The organism is Wolbachia endosymbiont (group A) of Apoderus coryli, assembly GCF_947251615.1.
GTDB lineage: Bacteria > Pseudomonadota > Alphaproteobacteria > Rickettsiales > Anaplasmataceae > Wolbachia.
The window spans coordinates 536,715-553,707 of record NZ_OX366367.1; the positions used below are offsets into that span (position 1 = coordinate 536,715).

Below are 16,993 nucleotides of genomic sequence, written 5' to 3' on the forward strand. Positions count from 1 at the left end.
CCACTCTACCTCACGTAGGGTTCTGCGAGGGGCCAGGAAGGAAGTTTTCCTGGTCTACTCTCCTAACTTTCTCTCTACTTTTTCTGAATAAGGTCACTATTGGCATGACAAACATTCATCGTAGTCAATATCTGTTTTTTGTTGCAATATTTCACTTTTTTTGAATATGTCATGCGAAACCTTGTCAGCTCTCTGCATTGATTGTGATCTGCAGTAATATAAGCTCTTCAATCCTTTTTTCCAAGCAAGCATGTGTATTTTGTGCAAGTAACGTTTATGTACGTTGGCAGGTAAGAACAGATTTACTGATTGAGATTGGCAAATATACGAAGTTCTATCACTTGCATGTTCTATAATCCATCTTTGGTCAAGCTCGTACGCTGTTTTAAATGTCAATTTTTCATGCTCACTAAGAAAATCTAAATGCTGAACGGAACCCTCATTTGTTGAAATTGAAGACCATACTTTATCATTGTCTTGATTTTTTTCTGCTAATAGTTTTTGCAAGAATTTATTTCGCACTACAAATGAGCCTGTAAGTGTCTTTTGTATGAATACGTTTGCTGCATATGGTTCTATTCCAGGAGAGGTATTGCCTGCAATAATGGAGATCGAGGCAGTAGGAGCAATAGCGAGCTTGTGTGTAAACCTTTCCATTAGATCAACTTCTTTGGCATCAGGACATGCCCCCTTTTCTTCTGCCAATTTTTTAGAAACTATATCTGCTTGCTCGCGTAAATACTTAAATATTTTTTTATTCCATTGTTGTGCTGTTACTGATTCAAAAGGAACCATTTTGCTTTGTAAAAATGAATGAAAACCCATCACACCAAGACCAATACTGCGTTCTCTGGCTGCAGAATATTTTGCTCGCTGCATTTCATTCGGTGCTTTATTTATAAAATCTTCCAATACATTATCAAGGAAACGCATTATATCTTCTATGAAGAGTTTATTGTCTTTCCATTCTTCGTAGTACTCAAGATTTACGGATGATAGACAACACACAGCAGTGCGTGACTTATTCAGGTGATCATAACCTGTGGTTAAAGTTATTTCACTGCATAGATTTGACATCTTGATGTCTAAGTTGAGCTTTTTGTAAGATTCTGGCTTATTGTTATTTGTTGCATCAAGGAAAATAATGTAAGGTTCTCCAGTTTCAACTCTTGCTGTTAGTATTTTGATCCATATATCCCGCGCTTTTACAGTTGAAATAACCTTATTGTTGTGAGGGCTTATTAAATTCCATTCTTGATCATTCTCAACAGCCTGCATAAATTTATCTGTTACTATTACAGCATGATGTATATTTAACGCTTTGCGATTTGGGTCACCGCCTGTTGGCTTACGTAAATCCAGAAACTCTTCTATCTCCGGATGGAATACAGGAAGATAAACTGCTGAACTTCCTCGCCTTAAGGATCCCTGACTAATTGCAAGCGTTAGAGCATTTTGCACTACAATAAATGGAACAATTCCTGATGTTTTACCACTGCCTTTTACACTCTCACCAATTGAACGTAAATTTCCCCAATAACTACCTATGCCTCCTCCACGTGCAGCAAGCCAAACATTTTCATTCCATAAGTCAACTATTCCCTGCAAGCTGTCTTCGGTTTCATTAAGAAAGCAAGAGATAGGTAACCCTCTCTTAGTGCCACCATTGCTGAGTATTGGTGTTGAAGGCATGAACCACAAGTTGCTCATGTAGTCATAAAGACGCTGCGCATGTTCTTTATTATCAGAGTAGTAATTGGCAATACGTATGAAGAGGTCTTGATAACTTTCATTTTCTATTAAATACCTGTCTGATAGAACTGCTTTTCCAAAATCGGTTAATTTGCTATCCTTTGCGTAATTAATAGTAATGTTATTCATAAAATTCCTTTTATTCTTTTATTATATATAGATACTTAAAAGCCACTTTGAGCGATTTTTAAGTTAGGTTTTTCGGATTTTCTTGTTGATGCTGTAATGCAAACAAGATACCGTCAACCTGACTGCCATATATTTTACAGTAACTCATATAACTTATTTGCATATTTATTTCTTTTGCAACATGTTGAACATAACTTTCTGAATGACGAAAATAGTCTCCTTTGTTTACAAAGTCAATACCTTCACCTTCCTTTCTTCTTATTAAACATACAATAACTCCTTTTTTGCTCGTAGATCTTTTTGCTAATTCCAACTCTTCTTGAAAGTCATGTAGATAATGTAGCACTTCAGCAAAGATAATTACATCATACTGCTGGTTTTTCTCTTGTTTAAGAAACTCTTTCATTTCCATATGTATTAATTCATTGTAAACAGGCTTACCTTTTATAAAGCATCCTCTTGCAATATTTAGCATTCTACTTGAAATGTCAATTCCTGTTATGTGGTTTCCAATACTATTTATTTTCAAGAAATGACCACATATTCCAGTTCCACAACCAAGGTCAAGTATATTGAGCTCAGAAGTGGAGTTGTTGAAGATTTTTGTAATTATCATGTGTACAAGTTCATGCCCTTTATACTGTTTAGCAATCAACCAATGCTCAACAAAATATTCACCTGTATAATCAAAATATTGTCTTATGAGGTTTTTTGGCAATTCTGTAATAGGCGCTGAGTTTGTCATTTTTTTTATATAGTAAGACGCCTCCTCGTGGTCACTATCTAATTTTAGTGTCTTTGTTAAATAATTATAAGCTTTGTTAGTATTTCCTACCGCAAAATGACACCTTCCGATGTTATACCAGACTATAGGTAGATGGGGGTAAAATATGCTAATTAACCAAAATCGTAACTTTGCATCTGATATGCTGCCTTTATAAAAGTGATATAAACCGATTTCAATGTTGGTATTTAACAGGTTTTTAGATTTTTCAAGAAGCACTGTCATTTCTTTATGAAGAGTATTATATTTGTTCACAATGAAGTGTTTTACTTTCTTAATATTTAATACGCCAATGAGCTTAGACATACAATTTAAAGCAACGTTTTTTATAAAAGAGAGATTACTTTTCATACATTAGAAATACTCCGAATGTTCATTATCATTTTTAGGCAATTGATTTTAACACATTTTATCTTACAAAATATCTTTTTCATTAATTTTTACTGTATATATAAGTTTACCGCATATTTCTCAGATTGTACTGTTTAGGATTGCTAGTATATTGTTGTTGATAATATAAGTAAATGTTTTGTGCAAAAAGGCGTTGACATATTATTTGTTAGGTTATAATATATAAAAGATTAATTTAGTTTTTAGATGTTTGACAAGTTTTATGGTAGAGATTAATTTAATCTCAATTCAATTTTAATAATATTTAACTCTGCATATTCTACATATAGTCGGATAAATAAATTATTAAGAGCACTTGATGGATGCCTTGGCGTTAAGAGGCGATGAAGGACGTGGCAGGCTGCGATAAGCTGTGGGGAATTGTCAACAAATTTTGATCCGCAGATTTCCGAATGGGGAAACCCAACTAGCTAAGCTAGTTATTACATACTAAGTATGTAAAGCAAACTTGGTGAACTGAAATATCTAAGTAGCCAAAGGAAAAGAAATCAACCGAGATTCTGTTAGTAGTGACGAGCGAAAGCGGAAAAGGCTAGTGATTTAAGAATAAGAATTAGAATACTCTGGAAATAGTAACCATAGAAGGTGATAGTCCTGTATAAGTAGAAAGTCTTTTAAATCCTTGAGTAGAGCGGGGCACGTGAAATCCTGTTTGAATATGGGGGGACCATCCTCCAAGCCTAAATACTCCTTAACGACCGATAGTGAACAAGTACCGTGAGGGAAAGGTGAAAAGAACCCCGGGAGGGGAGTGAAATAGAATCTGAAATCAAGTGCTTACAAACAGTTGGAGCTCTATATCAATTTATTGATATTTAGAGTGACAGCGTACCTTTTGCATAATGGGTCAGCGAGTTAATCTATGAAGCAAGCTTAAGCCGTTAGGTGTAGGCGTAGCGAAAGCAAGTCTGAATAGGGCGTTTTAGTTTTATGGATTAGACCCGAAACCAAGTGATCTAGTCATGACCAGATTGAAGGTGTGGTAAAACACACTGGAGGATCGAACCAGTTAATGTTGCAACATTATTGGATGAGTTGTGATTAGGGGTGAAAGGCCAATCAAACTTGGAAATAGCTGGTTCTCCGCGAAATCTATTTAGGTAGAGCGTTGTATGTATGTTGTTGGGGGTAGAGCACTGGATAGACTAGGGGGATTCACCGTCTTACCAAATCTAACTAAACTCCGAATACCAACAATTAATTATACAGCAGGCACACTACGGGTGCTAAGTCCGTGGTGGAAAGGGAAACAACCCAGATCACTATCTAAGGTCCCAAAATTACAGCTAAGTGGGGAAGGAAGTAGAAAAACCATTACAGCTAGGAGGTTGGCTTGGAAGCAGCCATCCTTTAAAGAAAGCGTAACAGCTCACTTGTCTAAATAAGTTTTTCTGCGCCGAAAATGTACCGGGGCTAAAGCTGTATACCGAAGATGTGAGTGCTTATTGATTTCGATCAATAGGCGCGGTAGCGGAGCGTTCCGTAAGTCTGTGAAGGTGGTTTGTGAAAACTGCTGGAGATATCGGAAGTGAGAATGCTGACATAAGTAGCGTAAAAGAGTGTGAAAAACACTCTCACCAAAAATCTAAGGGTTCCTACGTTAAGTTAATCTGCGTAGGGTTAGTCGGTTCCTAAGGCGAGTCCGTAAAGGAGTAGTCGATGGCAATTAGGTTAATATTCCTAAACCTCTTAAGTGTGACGGGTTTCGTATTTGTATAGATCTTATTGGATTGATCTATGCTTAAAAGAAGCTCCAGGAAATAGCACTTATATTTATGAGGCCGTACCGCAAACCGACACTGGTGGATGAGTAGAGTATACTAAGGTGTTGAAAGAATGATGTTGAAGGAACTCGGCAAATTATACCTGTAACTTCGGAAGAAGGGTAACCTGCTTTTAGGTAACTATGAGTAGGTGGCACAAAATAGGGAGTAGCGACTGTTTACTAAAAACACAGGACTCTGCAAACACGTAAGTGGAAGTATAGGGTCTGACGCCTGCCCGGTGCTGGAAGGTTAATAGGAAGGGTGCAAGCTCCGAATTGAAGCCCCAGTAAACGGCGGCCGTAACACTGACGGTCCTAAGGTAGCGAAATTCCTTGTCGGGTAAGTTCCGACCCGCACGAATGGCGTAACGATTTCTCCACTGTCTCCAACATCACTTCAGCGAAATTGAATTCCCCGTGCAGATGCGGGGTACCCGCGGTTAGACGAAGAGACCCCGTGCACCTTTACTATAGCTTTACATTGCTATTAAAAGTGTGATGTGCAGGATAGGTGGGAGACTTTGAAGTTATGGCGCTAGCTATAATGGAGTCAACCTTGAGATACCACCCTTTACACTTTTGATATCTAACTATGTTTCATTATCTGGAACTAGGACATTGTATGGTGGGTAGTTTGACTGGGGCGGTCGCCTCCTAAAAAGTAACGGAGGCGTGCGAAGGTAAGCTAGAGCTGGTCGGAAATCAGCTTGATAGTATAATGGCATAAGCTTGCCTGACTGCGAGGCTGACAAGCCAAGCAGAGACGAAAGTCGGTCATAGTGATCCGGTGATTCTGTATGGAAGGGTCATCGCTCAACGGATAAAAGGTACGCCGGGGATAACAGGCTGATGGTGTTCGAGCGTTCATAGCGACGACACCGTTTGGCACCTCGATGTCGACTCATCACATCCTGGGGCTGAAGAAGGTCCCAAGGGTTCGGCTGTTCGCCGATTAAAGTGATACGTGAGTTGGGTTTAGAACGTCGTGAGACAGTTCGGTTTCTATCTGCCGTGGGTGAAGGAAATTTGAGAAGGTCTGACTCTAGTACGAGAGGACCGAGATGGATATACCTCTGGTGTACCAGCTGTTATGCCAATAGCATCGCTGGGTGGCTATGTATAGATGGGATAATTGCTGAAAGCATATAAGCAAGAAACCCTCTTCAAAAAGATTTCCCAATTAAGGCCGTGGAAGACTACCACGTTGATAGGCTAGGTGTGGAAGCATGGTAACATGTGAAGCTAACTAGTACTAATAGCCTGATTGATTTATTTGCTTTCTATATGTGTGTATGCAGTGTTAAATATTAAGTTAAAATTGTTAAGTTAGAAATTTTTATTGACTTGGTGGCTATAGCAAAAATGAACCACCCGATCTCATCCCGAACTCGGAAGTGAAACTTTTTAGCGCTGATGGTACTTGAAAAGGGAGAGTAGGTCGCCGCCAAGTTTATAAAAATTTCTTTTTACCGCCTTTTAATAATTCTTTTATTACGAGAAGTCGCTTCTATGTTCAAATCTAATAATTGCGGTCTAGGCTTATTCTTATTCTGCTCTAAGTATTGACTTTGCTCAAATGCTAATTCCCATTGTGTACGATAACTAGATTCTTTATATTCATAAAAATCTTCTTTAACATTATTTGTATTTATATTGAGATTTTTATCTTGTTCTTTTCTACTTTCTACCATTAAACACCCACACCCATTAATTTATTTTAAAAATTTTACTTATGTTATCATAAAAAATATAGTTGTAAATACCTTAATTGAATTTTTTTTTTATTTTATCTTTTTTAAGCAAATAGTTAGATCTTTTTGTAAGTTTTTATAACTTGCTTGCATAATGTTTCTATGAGTTAGTATTATGTAGTAGTGCCCTATATTGCTTATATTTAAAATGCTAATTTTAGCAAGTATTCGTAGTTGCCTTTTTATTTTATTTCTTTTTGCTGCTTTTCCGGCTTTTTTACTGATAGCCAGACCTACTCTAATAGTATGAATGTATTTTTCAGGTTCTCTTTCTTTTATAGCATACAGTGATATATAAAGCCCACGATAAAAAAGACTGCTGAGTGCTAACTTATTTTTGAAAGCAAAGGAAAAATCTTTTTTTTTATACTTACTATGCGCATAATTTGTTACACCCTAATGAACGGCGCCTATTAAGGATTTTTCTTCCAGCTCTTGTTGCCATACGTGAACGAAATCCATGTCTGCGCTTTCTTATCAAATTTTTTGGTTGAAATGTTCTCTTCATTGTTTTTATATTAATATAATTATTTATTTTAAATTGTTTTACTTTATTGTCAAATGATGGTGAACTTGTATGACATTTTTGTAGAATAAAATTTGATGCATGGGAAAATGAATTCGGTGATAGTCATACCTGTCCTACTAATCCTTTTATTTTGTCTTAGTAGGTTTCAAGAGGTAAATAAGGTTAAATCTTATCTATATCTTAGTTGTGTATGGATGCTAACTTGGTTGTTAGTACTCTATAATAATTGTTTTGTAACTTTTATTTCTATAGCGTTACTTTTTTTCATGCTTGCTTTTATCTTTAAAAATAAAAGAAATAAGATAATAAAACTTTCGTTATTTGTGGCTTTGGCCATATCATTTTTTATCACTTTATTTATAATGCTATCTATTTTTATTCAATCCATTAATTTTTTTAATAAAGTAGCTATTTCAGAATTCTTGTTTTGCTTGAAATGGGGCCACAATGTAGTCACTATCAATGAAGAGAAGGTAGGATGTTTTGGTATAGCGCCGCTTTTAGTGGGTACATTACTTATAACTATTATAGCAATGTTAGTTGTCGTTCCGCTTGGTTTATTTTCTGCAATATATATTAGTGAATATGCGAGTGAGAAAGTGCGTTATATTGTTAATACAACTTTGCAAGTTTTGTCTGCTATTCCTACGGTTGTATATGGATATTTCGCGGTTGTGTTTTTGTCTTTCTTTATAAAGCAGGTAGCAAATTTTTTTGGTTTAAGTATACACTCAGAAAGTGCCTTAGTTGCCGGTTTATCGATTGGGATAATGATTCTTCCTTTTATTATTTCTTTACTCGAAGATGCCATAAGATCTGTTCCAAAAAGCTTGCGTTATGGCTTCATGGCACTTGGCGCAACTCCAGCGGAAACTATATGGCATATAACAATACCTTATGCAATGCCTACAATTTTAAGTGCAATTTTATTGTCAATTTCAAGAGTGATAGGTGAAACAATGATTGTGCTAATGGCTGTGGGAATCAACGCAAATTTGACTTTTAACCCTCTTAATTCAGTTACTACCATTACCGTGCAGATCGCTACATTACTTACCGGAGATCAGGATTTCAATAGTGTACAAACTCTTGCTGCTTATGCGCTTAGCTTAGTATTGTTTATTATTACTTGGCTATTAAATGCATTTGCATTGTTTGTAATGAAGCGTAACTAGTAAGCGTTTTAATGTTGCAAAATTTCTATTAATAATATAAGATTTATTTTCTTTAGAAGTTCTTTTATGGAATTATAGTGTTAGGTGATAAAAGTAAAGAGATGAATATAGGTAGAGCGATTAAGGTAACTCAAGCAGTTGTTGATATAAAATTTGAAGGTGAATTGCCTAAAATATTTAATGCTTTAAAAAGCAAACTAAAATATAAGGATAAGGAGCTGGTTTTAGAAGTTTCGCAGCATATAGGTGACAATATAGTTCGTTGTATTGCTATGGATAGCACAGATGGCATGTCAAGGGGGGATGAATTTTTTGATACAGGTGCACCAATATCTGTGCCAATTGGGCGTTCAACTTTAGGAAGGATTTTTAATGTTGTTGGAGAGCTTATAGATGAGTGTGGTCCACTGAAGGGAAAATATAACTTAGAGTCTATACACAGAGCACCTCCAAGTTTTACTGAACAGAGAATACAGGAAGAAGTTTTAGTTACGGGAATAAAAGTTATAGATCTTCTTGCACCTTATCTTAAAGGAGGAAAAATTGGCTTATTTGGTGGAGCCGGTGTTGGTAAAACAGTCCTGATAATGGAATTAATTAATAATATAGCAAAAGCTCATAAAGGATTTTCTGTGTTTGCCGGGGTAGGGGAGAGAACACGTGAAGGTAACGATCTTTATCACGAGATGATCACTTCAAATGTAATAAATATAAATGAGCATGAAAAATCTCAAGCTGTTTTGGTTTATGGTCAGATGAATGAGCCTCCTGGAGCAAGGGCTAGAGTTGCTTTAACAGCACTTACTATGGCAGAGTATTTTCGTGACCGTGAAAACCAAGATGTTCTGTTTTTTGTGGATAATATCTTCCGTTTTACACAAGCTGGTTCTGAAATTTCTGCTTTACTTGGAAGAATACCGTCAGCTGTTGGTTATCAGCCAACCCTTGCAACTGATATGGGTGCAATGCAAGAAAGAATAGCTTCAACAACTTCTGGCTCTATTACTTCTGTGCAAGCTATATATGTTCCTGCGGACGATTTAACTGATCCAGCTCCAGCAACTACATTCTCTCATCTTGATGCCACCACAGTGTTGTCAAGGCAAATAGCTGAAATGGGAATATACCCTGCTGTTGATCCACTTGATTCAACTTCTCAGTCTTTATCTGCTGAAATCATTGGTGAAGAACATTATAAGGTAGCTTCTGAGGTGAAACGTATATTGCAAACTTATAAATCACTGCAAGATATTATCGCAATACTTGGTATGGATGAGCTATCTGATGAAGATAAAATTATTGTTGATAGGGCTCGTAAGATTCAGAAATTTCTTTCTCAACCTTTTCACGTTGCAGAAATATTTACTGGTATGCCTGGTAAATTTGTTTCACTTTCTGATACTGTTTCCAGTTTTAAAGAGATTGTTGAAGGTAAATATGATCACTTACCAGAGGCTGCTTTTTATATGGTGGGGAATGTAGATGAAGCAATAAAAAAGGCTGAATTAATACAAGCTGAAGCTAAATAAAAGTTAAAGATTATGAATACTTTTAAAGTGCAATTTTTCTCTCCTGACGATCAAATTTCATTCAGTGGAGTGGTTTCTCTTTCAGTAACTGGGCTCGAAGGGGAGCTTATGATTTTAGCTCACCATGCTCCTTACTTAATTTATTTATTGCCTGGTATGATTACTGTTAAAATGAGTAACCAAACAGGAAAGAAGGTTGTAATTGATAGTGGCGTATTAGAAGTTGCAAATAATAATTGTAGCATTATAACAAGTCAAATTCAGGTTTTTGATCGTGCAATTCATGATGAGAAATCGTTTAAAAATAAGAGAATTAGTATATATTTAAGTTATCTTGATGAGAAGTTTCTTTCTTAGTTGTTTTAGGCAAAAAGTCGGTTATCACTTTCTTGTCATCCAAGTAGCCCAACTTTTGTCATCCAAGTGCTTTTTTTTCTGTCATCCAGTATTCTCTTCCCTGTCATTCCAGTGCTCACCTTTGTCATCCCAGTGCGTGACACTGGAATCCAGATATAAAAATATTTGCAAATCATGCAATTGGCAGGGGATTCTAGGAACATATGTCAAAAACAATTTCTATGATGAAATAGGCTGGATTCCAGTGTCACGCACTGGAATGACACCTTGCCTTACTGAACGTTCGTGCAGTTCTGTAGCGGACACTGGGATAACACCATTTTTGTACTTTTGCCTTCAAAGATGACAATGTTTTGTAAAGATAGTTTTTTAATAGGATATTAATATGGAAATTTTTCTTGATAGCGTTGATTTAAATGAAATTAAAGAACTAAAGGAGTTCATTGACGGCATAACAACTAATCCTTCTTTAATAGCAAAGTCCGGGCGTAAAGATAAATACGAGGATTTAGTGCGTGAAATATGCTCTATTATAAAAGGGCCTGTTAGTGTTGAAGTTGTCGCTGACAAGCATGAAGAGATGATCAAAGAAGGTCTTAACTTAGCTAAAATAGCTGATAATGTTGTGGTAAAATTGCCCCTTACATATGAAGGATTAATTTCTTGTAAAAAATTGTGGACAGAGCATAAAATACCTGTTAACATCACATTATGTTTTTCTCCTGGGCAAGCACTGCTTGCCGCTAAGGCCGGTGCTTGTTTTATTTCTCCCTTTGTTGGTCGCCTTGATGATATAAGCTATGATGGCTTATCGCTAATAGAAGATATATGTACTATATATTCTAATTACGGTTTTGATACTAAAGTTCTTGTTGCATCAGTGAGAAGCCCAGCACATGTAATAGAAGCTGCAAGGCTTGGTGCTGATTCAATTACTGTGCCAGCAAAAGTACTTAGACAATTAATTAATCACCCACTTACTGACCAAGGGCTAGCAATATTTGAAAAAGACTGGGGTGCAAAATAATAAACGGTCACTACTCTGAATCGGTTGACAAATTGGACGTTTGATAAGCGTAATTTGGAGCTTCTTGTGTAATGACTACATCATGAGCATGACTCTCTCTTAATCCTGATGCAGTAATAGTCACAAATTTGCAGTTTTTCTTCATTTCTTCTATATTCCTGTTACCGGTATATCCCATTGCAGCTTGCAATCCGCCAATCAACTGATGGATTACTCCTGAAGCCGGACCTTTGAATGGAACTCTTCCTTCCACTCCTTGTGGAACTAATTTGAGTTTTGAATCTTTATCTTGAAAATAACGGCTAGCTGAACCTCGTTTCATTGCACTAATAGATCCCATTCCTCGATAGCCTTTATATGCTCTGCCCTTATACATGATAATCTCACCTGGGCTTTCGTCAGTGCCAGCAAAAATCGAACCAATCATCACAGAGTCAGCACCAACTGCAATAGCTTTTGCAACATCTCCTGAGTATTTTACCCCACCATCAGCAATTAGTCTGACGTTTCTTGCTCTACACGCCTCTGCAACATTCTTGATTGCAGAGAATTGTGGCACACCAACACCTGTAACTATTCTGGTTGTACAGATTGATCCTGGTCCTATTCCAACCTTCACTGCATCAACACCCGCATCAATCAACGCTTCAGCAGCCTCCTTTGTTGCAATGTTTCCGCCAATTAATTGCGTATTAGGATACATCTTTTTTATTTCCCTAATGGTATTGATAACGTTTTCGGAATGACCGTGAGCAGTATCCACAACTACTACATCAACTTCTTCTCCGATCAAAGCTTCACATCTTTCTATACCATCTTTTTTACCAGTGCCAATTGCAGCGGCAACTCTGAGCCGCCTTTTACTGTCTTTACATGAATTTGGGTATCTATTGTATTTTTCAATGTCTTTAACCGTAATTAAACCTATACAACAAGAATTTTCATCTACGACCAAAAGCTTTTCTATTCTATTTTCATGCAACAATTTCATTGCTGAGGCACTATTTACTCCCTGCTCCCGCACTGTCACTAACTTATCTTTTGTCATCACTTCGGAAACTTTTACATTCATGTTCTGGTCTTCAATAAACCTCACATCTCGGTTAGTTAAAATTCCAACTAACTTGCGTTGATCGACTACAGGAATGCCAGAATAGTTGTGCTCTCTCATTAATGAAATTGCTTCCGCAACTGTTTTATCCGGTGAAATCGTAATTGGGTTATATACGATCCAACTTTCATATTTTTTCACCTTTCTCACTTCTAAAACTTGTTCATCTATTGATAAATTCTTATGTATGCAACCTATCCCTCCATGTTGGGCAATAGCTATTGCAAAGCCCGATTCAGTAACAGTATCCATTGCAGAGGATATGAGAGGGATATTTAGTTCTATACTATTTGTTAAATAAGTTTTTGTATCTGCATCGTAAGGTAATATATCAGAATAGGCTGGCAAAAGAAGTATATCGTCAAACGAATAACAAGCTTCCATTTTTTTCATAGGCTTTATTTAAAGCTTATACGCCAATTAATTAAATTGCAATAGGGCTTTTGCAAAATTAGCTACAGCTTTAGATTAGTAATTATAGGTGATACCTTAAGTTGTCATTCCAGTGTCAAGCACTGGAATGACACCGTCATAAAGGAACCAGTGTCAGCTACTTTCATGACACCATTCTTTTTTCTGGATCCAAGTAGTCTGGGCACTGGGATGACAGGAGAAGGAGGCTACTGGAATGACAGGGAGAGGGGCTACTTGGATGACAGCAGATCACCTCTTCACAAAAATTTTATCAGTAATACGCATATCAATAATACTCCAATTGCTGAAAGTAAAATCAGTTGTATTTTGCAAGTGGTTTAAATAGTCCCATGCACTATAAGGGTTATCTTCAGGCAGTTTCACTGTGGAATCGTTATCAAGTATGATATTCCATCTTCTATTCCCTATATAAGCAAAAGAAGAAATGTGGTCACTTAATTGAGCTTTACTCTCTAACACATCTTTAACAAATTCTAGGTTTGATAACGAGTTTTGTCCTGTAATTACAACAAGATCATCTATTGGATAGTCATCTATGATCACTTTGCCTTCGAAATCAATTACCGAAGTTTTGTTATTATCTTTCCAGAGAGCGAACGGTTTATGCTCATCTATATTAATGTGTAGAGTATTGGGCAAAATTCTGTGAACTCTTACGTATTTTATCCATCTGCTTACGGATTGTATGTTACCGGCAAGTTTTGAAAGTGATATATACAGGATAGGTTGCATTCTATCTGTCAAACTTAGAATATCCTTTTTATTTGTAAATTTATTGCCGCTCACGACTACTTCGTCGATTGAAAATCCACTACTGAGTAATAAACTGGATAGGCAGTCATTATACCAAGTAAAGTAGTAATTAAATCGATTTATTATTTTATCAAGTGAGCTGTAGAGTATTAGCGTAAGAAAAAGTGCTGTGATAATAACCAAGGCACACTTACGCAAAAAACTCCTTTGGCCTCTAGTAACATTGCTCAACATTTACTTAATCTCTAACATTTTTGTGCTGCTTCAACAATAATTTTAACTAATTCATTAAAATCGATTCCTTTTGTCAATTTTGCAATTTCTGGCACTAATGATAACTCAGTAAAGCCAGGATGTGTATTAATCTCAAGCATTTTTAAAGTGTTATTTTTGGGATTATAACGGAAATCTGAGCGGGAAATAGTTTTGCATCCTAAAAATTGATGAACTTTCAATGCGTGTTCCAAGGTCATTTTATATATATTGTCAGGAACTTCAGCAGGAAATATATGTTCTGCAGATCCATCTGTATACTTTGCTTCATAATCATAGAATTTATTTTTTGGTCGTATTTCCATAGTGCCAATTGCTTCATCCAGCAATACAGCAGTATGTAACTCTATGCCCGGTATGTATTCTTCTACGATCATCAAGTCTCTTGTCATCCAAGTAGCTCCTTTCTTGTTATCCAAGTAGCTAGACACTGCCTGGTCACGCGCTGGGAGCATGTTTTTTAGTTTTGAATGATCCTCATGCGAGAAAATTATGTGTACTCCGATACTAGAGCCTTCATTAATTGGCTTTAAGACGTACGGATAATCGATTTTAATATTATTTTTTAGTAGATCTTCTCGGCTAATTACATAACCTTTTGGAGTGTCGATACTAAGGGACCGAAATATATGCTTTGACATCACTTTATTCATAGCAACAGCAGAAGCCATAACTCCTGAGTGTGTATATTTTATACCTAAAATCTCCAATAAACCTTGAATGCAGCCATCTTCACCATAAGGTCCATGCAGAGCGATAAAAGCAAGGCCCGAATTAATTTTTCTAAGCTTTTCAGCAATGTTGCTGTCAACATCTATTTCTATTGCATTATATGAAAGGCTATCAAGCGCCTTCTTTACTGCTTTTCCGCTCATAAGCGACACTTCTCTCTCACAAGAAAATCCACCACTTAAAATTGCTATAGTTGGAATCATGAGCATTCTATGTTTTGCTATATAGCATATAGAAGATACTTTTATCTTCAATAAAAACCTGCTTCTATAGCTAAAAATTTATCAATGAATTAATATTAACTTAGTATTAAATAATGTTAAAAACTTGATAATATGATTATTTTCAGCAATAAAAACTAAAGGTTGTGAGAACCGTTCATTTTGGAATCTGTATACCTAGCCTTTACTCCTCAAAAGATTATAAACAGGTTCTCACGACTATAATTCATCTGGCGGGTGATCAGATAACATCTTGCTCTCTCTAACCCTTTTTCCTGATTAATTTTTGCTAGCGCTACTTGCTAGCCTATTAAGTGATAATCATGATTATAATCATCTAGCGGGTGATCAGTAGTTGTTATAACATCTTGTTGATCAGATTCCTTTAATTCTTTTTCCTGTTTCTCCTGATTAATTGTTGTTTTAGGTCTCTCTTCTGTATTTAACTCTCCTTGATTATCGTCTAATCCAATGTTTTTTAATTCTTCTGCTACATCTCTTATAAATTCGCCTCTTGGGGAAGAAGTGCCGTAATTTTTCTCATTATACAAATTTAGAGTAACATAAATCATTGTTGTCAAATCATTAGCTATAGACTCACTGTGATAATGGTATTCGTGATAATCCGCGGTAATAGAATCATAATCATCGTCAGACAAATTTGCTAAGTTGTTATATGTAAAGCCTTTAAAAGTATGATCTGTGTTGATATCTAAACCATATCTCTCTTGGTAGGCATGAAAAATATAATTAGCGTATTTTTCAATCGTAAGGAGATCTTTCTCGTCTAGTTGGTCGTAATGTATTTCATACTTAAAGTTTGTTCCCTCAATATTGATTGTTTTTGAATGTGGCAACACTGTTTTTGGACTGATTTCTTCTTGGCTACTTTTTTCCTCATCTAGCTTGATTTTTTCTTCTTCTTCTGAGCCTGAAGATTCCACTTTCTTTGACTCTTCTTGTTTTTCCTGATTAATTATTGTTTTAGATTTCTCCTCTGTAGTTGACTCTTCTTGATTATTGTCCGAGTTATTCAAATCTGGCAACACTGTTTTTGGACTGATTTCTTCTTGGCTACTTTTTTCCTCATCTAGCTTGATTTTTCCTTCCTCTTCTGGGCCTGAAGGTTCCACTTTTTTTGACTCTCCTTGATTATCATCTAATTTAATGGCTTTCAATTCTTTTGTTACATTTCCTATAAAGTGGTTTTCGTTGGGAGGAATACCGTGCTTTTCCTTATTATACAAACTTAGAGTAAAATAAATCATTTCTGTCAAATCATGAGCTACAGACCCACTTTTATGAGGGTAGTGGTGAAAAGATGCGCTTGCATGAGCTATGTTAGACCTTAGATGTGCATTACGCAAATCTGTTAAGCTGTTATATATAAAGCCTTTAACAGTATGATCTGTGTTCATATCTAAACCATATCTCTCTTGGTAGGCATGAAAAATATGATTAGCGTATTTTTCAATTCTAAGAAGATCTTTATCATCTAATTGATCGTAATGTATTTCATACTTGAAGTTTGTTCCTTCAATATTGATTGTTTTTGAATTTGGTAACACTACTTTATGCTTTGTTGGGTTTATACTCTCTTTAGCGTGATCTTCCATTTTGATGCCTCTAAATTTTATAATACTGTCATCCTACTAAAAGTTATATAATAATTCGTTAATTCTATATTTAACATAATCTTTCGTTGTTTCCAAGTAGATTATTATTAATCTAATATTAAATATTATTAAAAACCTAAATAATGCAACCATTTTCAATAACCAAAGACAAGCAGCATAAGATATAAAAGAAATTTCTTCCTCTTCAGCAGTATTATTCTAAATTTTCGTCAAAATAAGCTGTTTTATCCTTTTTTTCCTTATACTCTTCTGCGGTATAGAGGGGTTGCTTCTTAGCTGTGATATTTGGCCATTTTTGTGAGTATTCTACATTTATATCGTAAAATAACTTGAAAGTTTTTTGTTCACTGTTCAGTAACTCTTCATCTAGTTCTAAAATATCTTTTATGGAATCATCAGTTACAATTGCATCTACTGGACACTCAGGTATGCACACTCCGCAATCAATACATTCATCTGGGTTAATCACGAGCATGTTTTTACCTTCATAGAAGCAGTCAACGGGACATACTTCCACACAGTCCGTATATTTACATTTTATGCATTTATCTGTAACAAAATGCGTCATAAAATACTGTATATTTGCATTATCTTGGGTACACTAAATTGATAAGAAATTCAA

The 16,993-nt window shown here is 35.8% G+C and carries 13 protein-coding genes, 2 rRNA genes and 2 pseudogenes; 7 read left to right on the forward strand and 10 right to left on the reverse strand.

Annotated features, from left to right (window positions below):
- Positions 1-96 precede the first annotated feature (96 nt).
- Together OPR43_RS02730 and OPR43_RS02735 are read right to left on the reverse strand one after the other, a co-directional pair.
- Positions 97-1,881 (reverse strand): ribonucleoside-diphosphate reductase subunit alpha, encoded by a 1,785-nt coding sequence (locus OPR43_RS02730; protein WP_265035375.1) that lies wholly within the window; start codon positions 1,879-1,881, stop codon positions 97-99.
- 58 nt (positions 1,882-1,939) lie between these two features.
- Positions 1,940-3,016, reverse strand: coding sequence for a methyltransferase domain-containing protein (locus tag OPR43_RS02735; protein WP_265035376.1), 1,077 nt, complete (start codon positions 3,014-3,016; stop codon positions 1,940-1,942).
- Between the two features lie 335 nt (positions 3,017-3,351).
- Between OPR43_RS02735 and OPR43_RS02740 the strand changes: the two genes are divergently transcribed.
- Both OPR43_RS02740 and rrf read left to right on the forward strand, forming a co-directional pair.
- Positions 3,352-6,118, forward strand: a 23S ribosomal RNA gene (locus OPR43_RS02740).
- A 66-nt stretch (positions 6,119-6,184) separates the two neighbouring features.
- A 5S ribosomal RNA gene (rrf, locus tag OPR43_RS02745) occupies positions 6,185-6,291 on the forward strand.
- Between the two features lie 16 nt (positions 6,292-6,307).
- On the opposite strand, the gene OPR43_RS02750 is transcribed toward rrf, so the two are convergent.
- The 3 genes and pseudogenes from OPR43_RS02750 to rpmH all read right to left on the reverse strand — a co-directional run bounded on the left by OPR43_RS02750 (position 6,308) and on the right by rpmH (position 7,100).
- Positions 6,308-6,532, reverse strand: a complete 225-nt coding sequence (locus tag OPR43_RS02750) for a hypothetical protein (protein WP_064125319.1) — start codon at positions 6,530-6,532, stop codon at positions 6,308-6,310.
- Between the two features lie 90 nt (positions 6,533-6,622).
- Positions 6,623-6,898: pseudogene (rnpA, locus tag OPR43_RS02755) on the reverse strand (ribonuclease P protein component); the annotation flags it as partial.
- Between the two features lie 67 nt (positions 6,899-6,965).
- Complete coding sequence (gene rpmH, locus OPR43_RS02760) at positions 6,966-7,100, reverse strand: 50S ribosomal protein L34 (protein WP_006279898.1); 135 nt, start codon at positions 7,098-7,100, stop codon at positions 6,966-6,968.
- A 107-nt stretch (positions 7,101-7,207) separates the two neighbouring features.
- Here rpmH and pstC point away from each other — a divergent pair, with 107 nt between their 5' ends.
- From pstC to fsa, 5 genes are all read left to right on the forward strand, one after another.
- Positions 7,208-8,296, forward strand: coding sequence for a phosphate ABC transporter permease subunit PstC (gene pstC, locus OPR43_RS02765; RefSeq protein WP_265035377.1), 1,089 nt, complete (start codon positions 7,208-7,210; stop codon positions 8,294-8,296).
- A gap of 101 nt (positions 8,297-8,397) precedes the next feature.
- Positions 8,398-9,825, forward strand: coding sequence for a F0F1 ATP synthase subunit beta (gene atpD, locus OPR43_RS02770; protein WP_265026639.1), 1,428 nt, complete (start codon positions 8,398-8,400; stop codon positions 9,823-9,825).
- Between the two features lie 12 nt (positions 9,826-9,837).
- Positions 9,838-10,182, forward strand: a complete 345-nt coding sequence (locus tag OPR43_RS02775) for a F0F1 ATP synthase subunit epsilon (RefSeq protein ID WP_265035378.1) — start codon at positions 9,838-9,840, stop codon at positions 10,180-10,182.
- Complete coding sequence (locus OPR43_RS02780; protein WP_265035380.1) at positions 10,163-10,528, forward strand: hypothetical protein; 366 nt, start codon at positions 10,163-10,165, stop codon at positions 10,526-10,528. The genes OPR43_RS02775 and OPR43_RS02780 overlap by 20 nt, the downstream gene beginning before the upstream one ends.
- A gap of 39 nt (positions 10,529-10,567) precedes the next feature.
- Entirely contained in the window at positions 10,568-11,209 is a 642-nt protein-coding gene (gene fsa, locus OPR43_RS02785; RefSeq protein ID WP_265025728.1) for a fructose-6-phosphate aldolase, read from the forward strand.
- Positions 11,210-11,219: 10 nt separating this feature from the next.
- On the opposite strand, the gene guaB is transcribed toward fsa, so the two are convergent.
- The 5 genes and pseudogenes from guaB to OPR43_RS02810 form a co-directional block, all read right to left on the reverse strand.
- The gene (gene guaB, locus OPR43_RS02790) at positions 11,220-12,713 is read right to left on the reverse strand and encodes an IMP dehydrogenase (RefSeq protein WP_265025727.1); all 1,494 of its coding nucleotides are present in this window, start codon (positions 12,711-12,713) and stop codon (positions 11,220-11,222) included.
- 270 nt (positions 12,714-12,983) lie between these two features.
- Positions 12,984-13,742 (reverse strand): cell division protein FtsQ/DivIB, encoded by a 759-nt coding sequence (locus OPR43_RS02795; RefSeq protein WP_265035382.1) that lies wholly within the window; start codon positions 13,740-13,742, stop codon positions 12,984-12,986.
- Positions 13,743-13,746: 4 nt separating this feature from the next.
- A pseudogene (locus tag OPR43_RS02800) lies at positions 13,747-14,722 on the reverse strand (D-alanine--D-alanine ligase).
- Positions 14,723-15,036: 314 nt separating this feature from the next.
- Positions 15,037-16,350 (reverse strand): hypothetical protein, encoded by a 1,314-nt coding sequence (locus OPR43_RS02805; protein WP_265035384.1) that lies wholly within the window; start codon positions 16,348-16,350, stop codon positions 15,037-15,039.
- Positions 16,351-16,564: 214 nt separating this feature from the next.
- A complete protein-coding gene (locus tag OPR43_RS02810; protein WP_182366623.1) occupies positions 16,565-16,939 on the reverse strand; it encodes a ferredoxin family protein in 375 nt (124 codons plus the stop codon).
- Positions 16,940-16,993 lie beyond the last annotated feature (54 nt).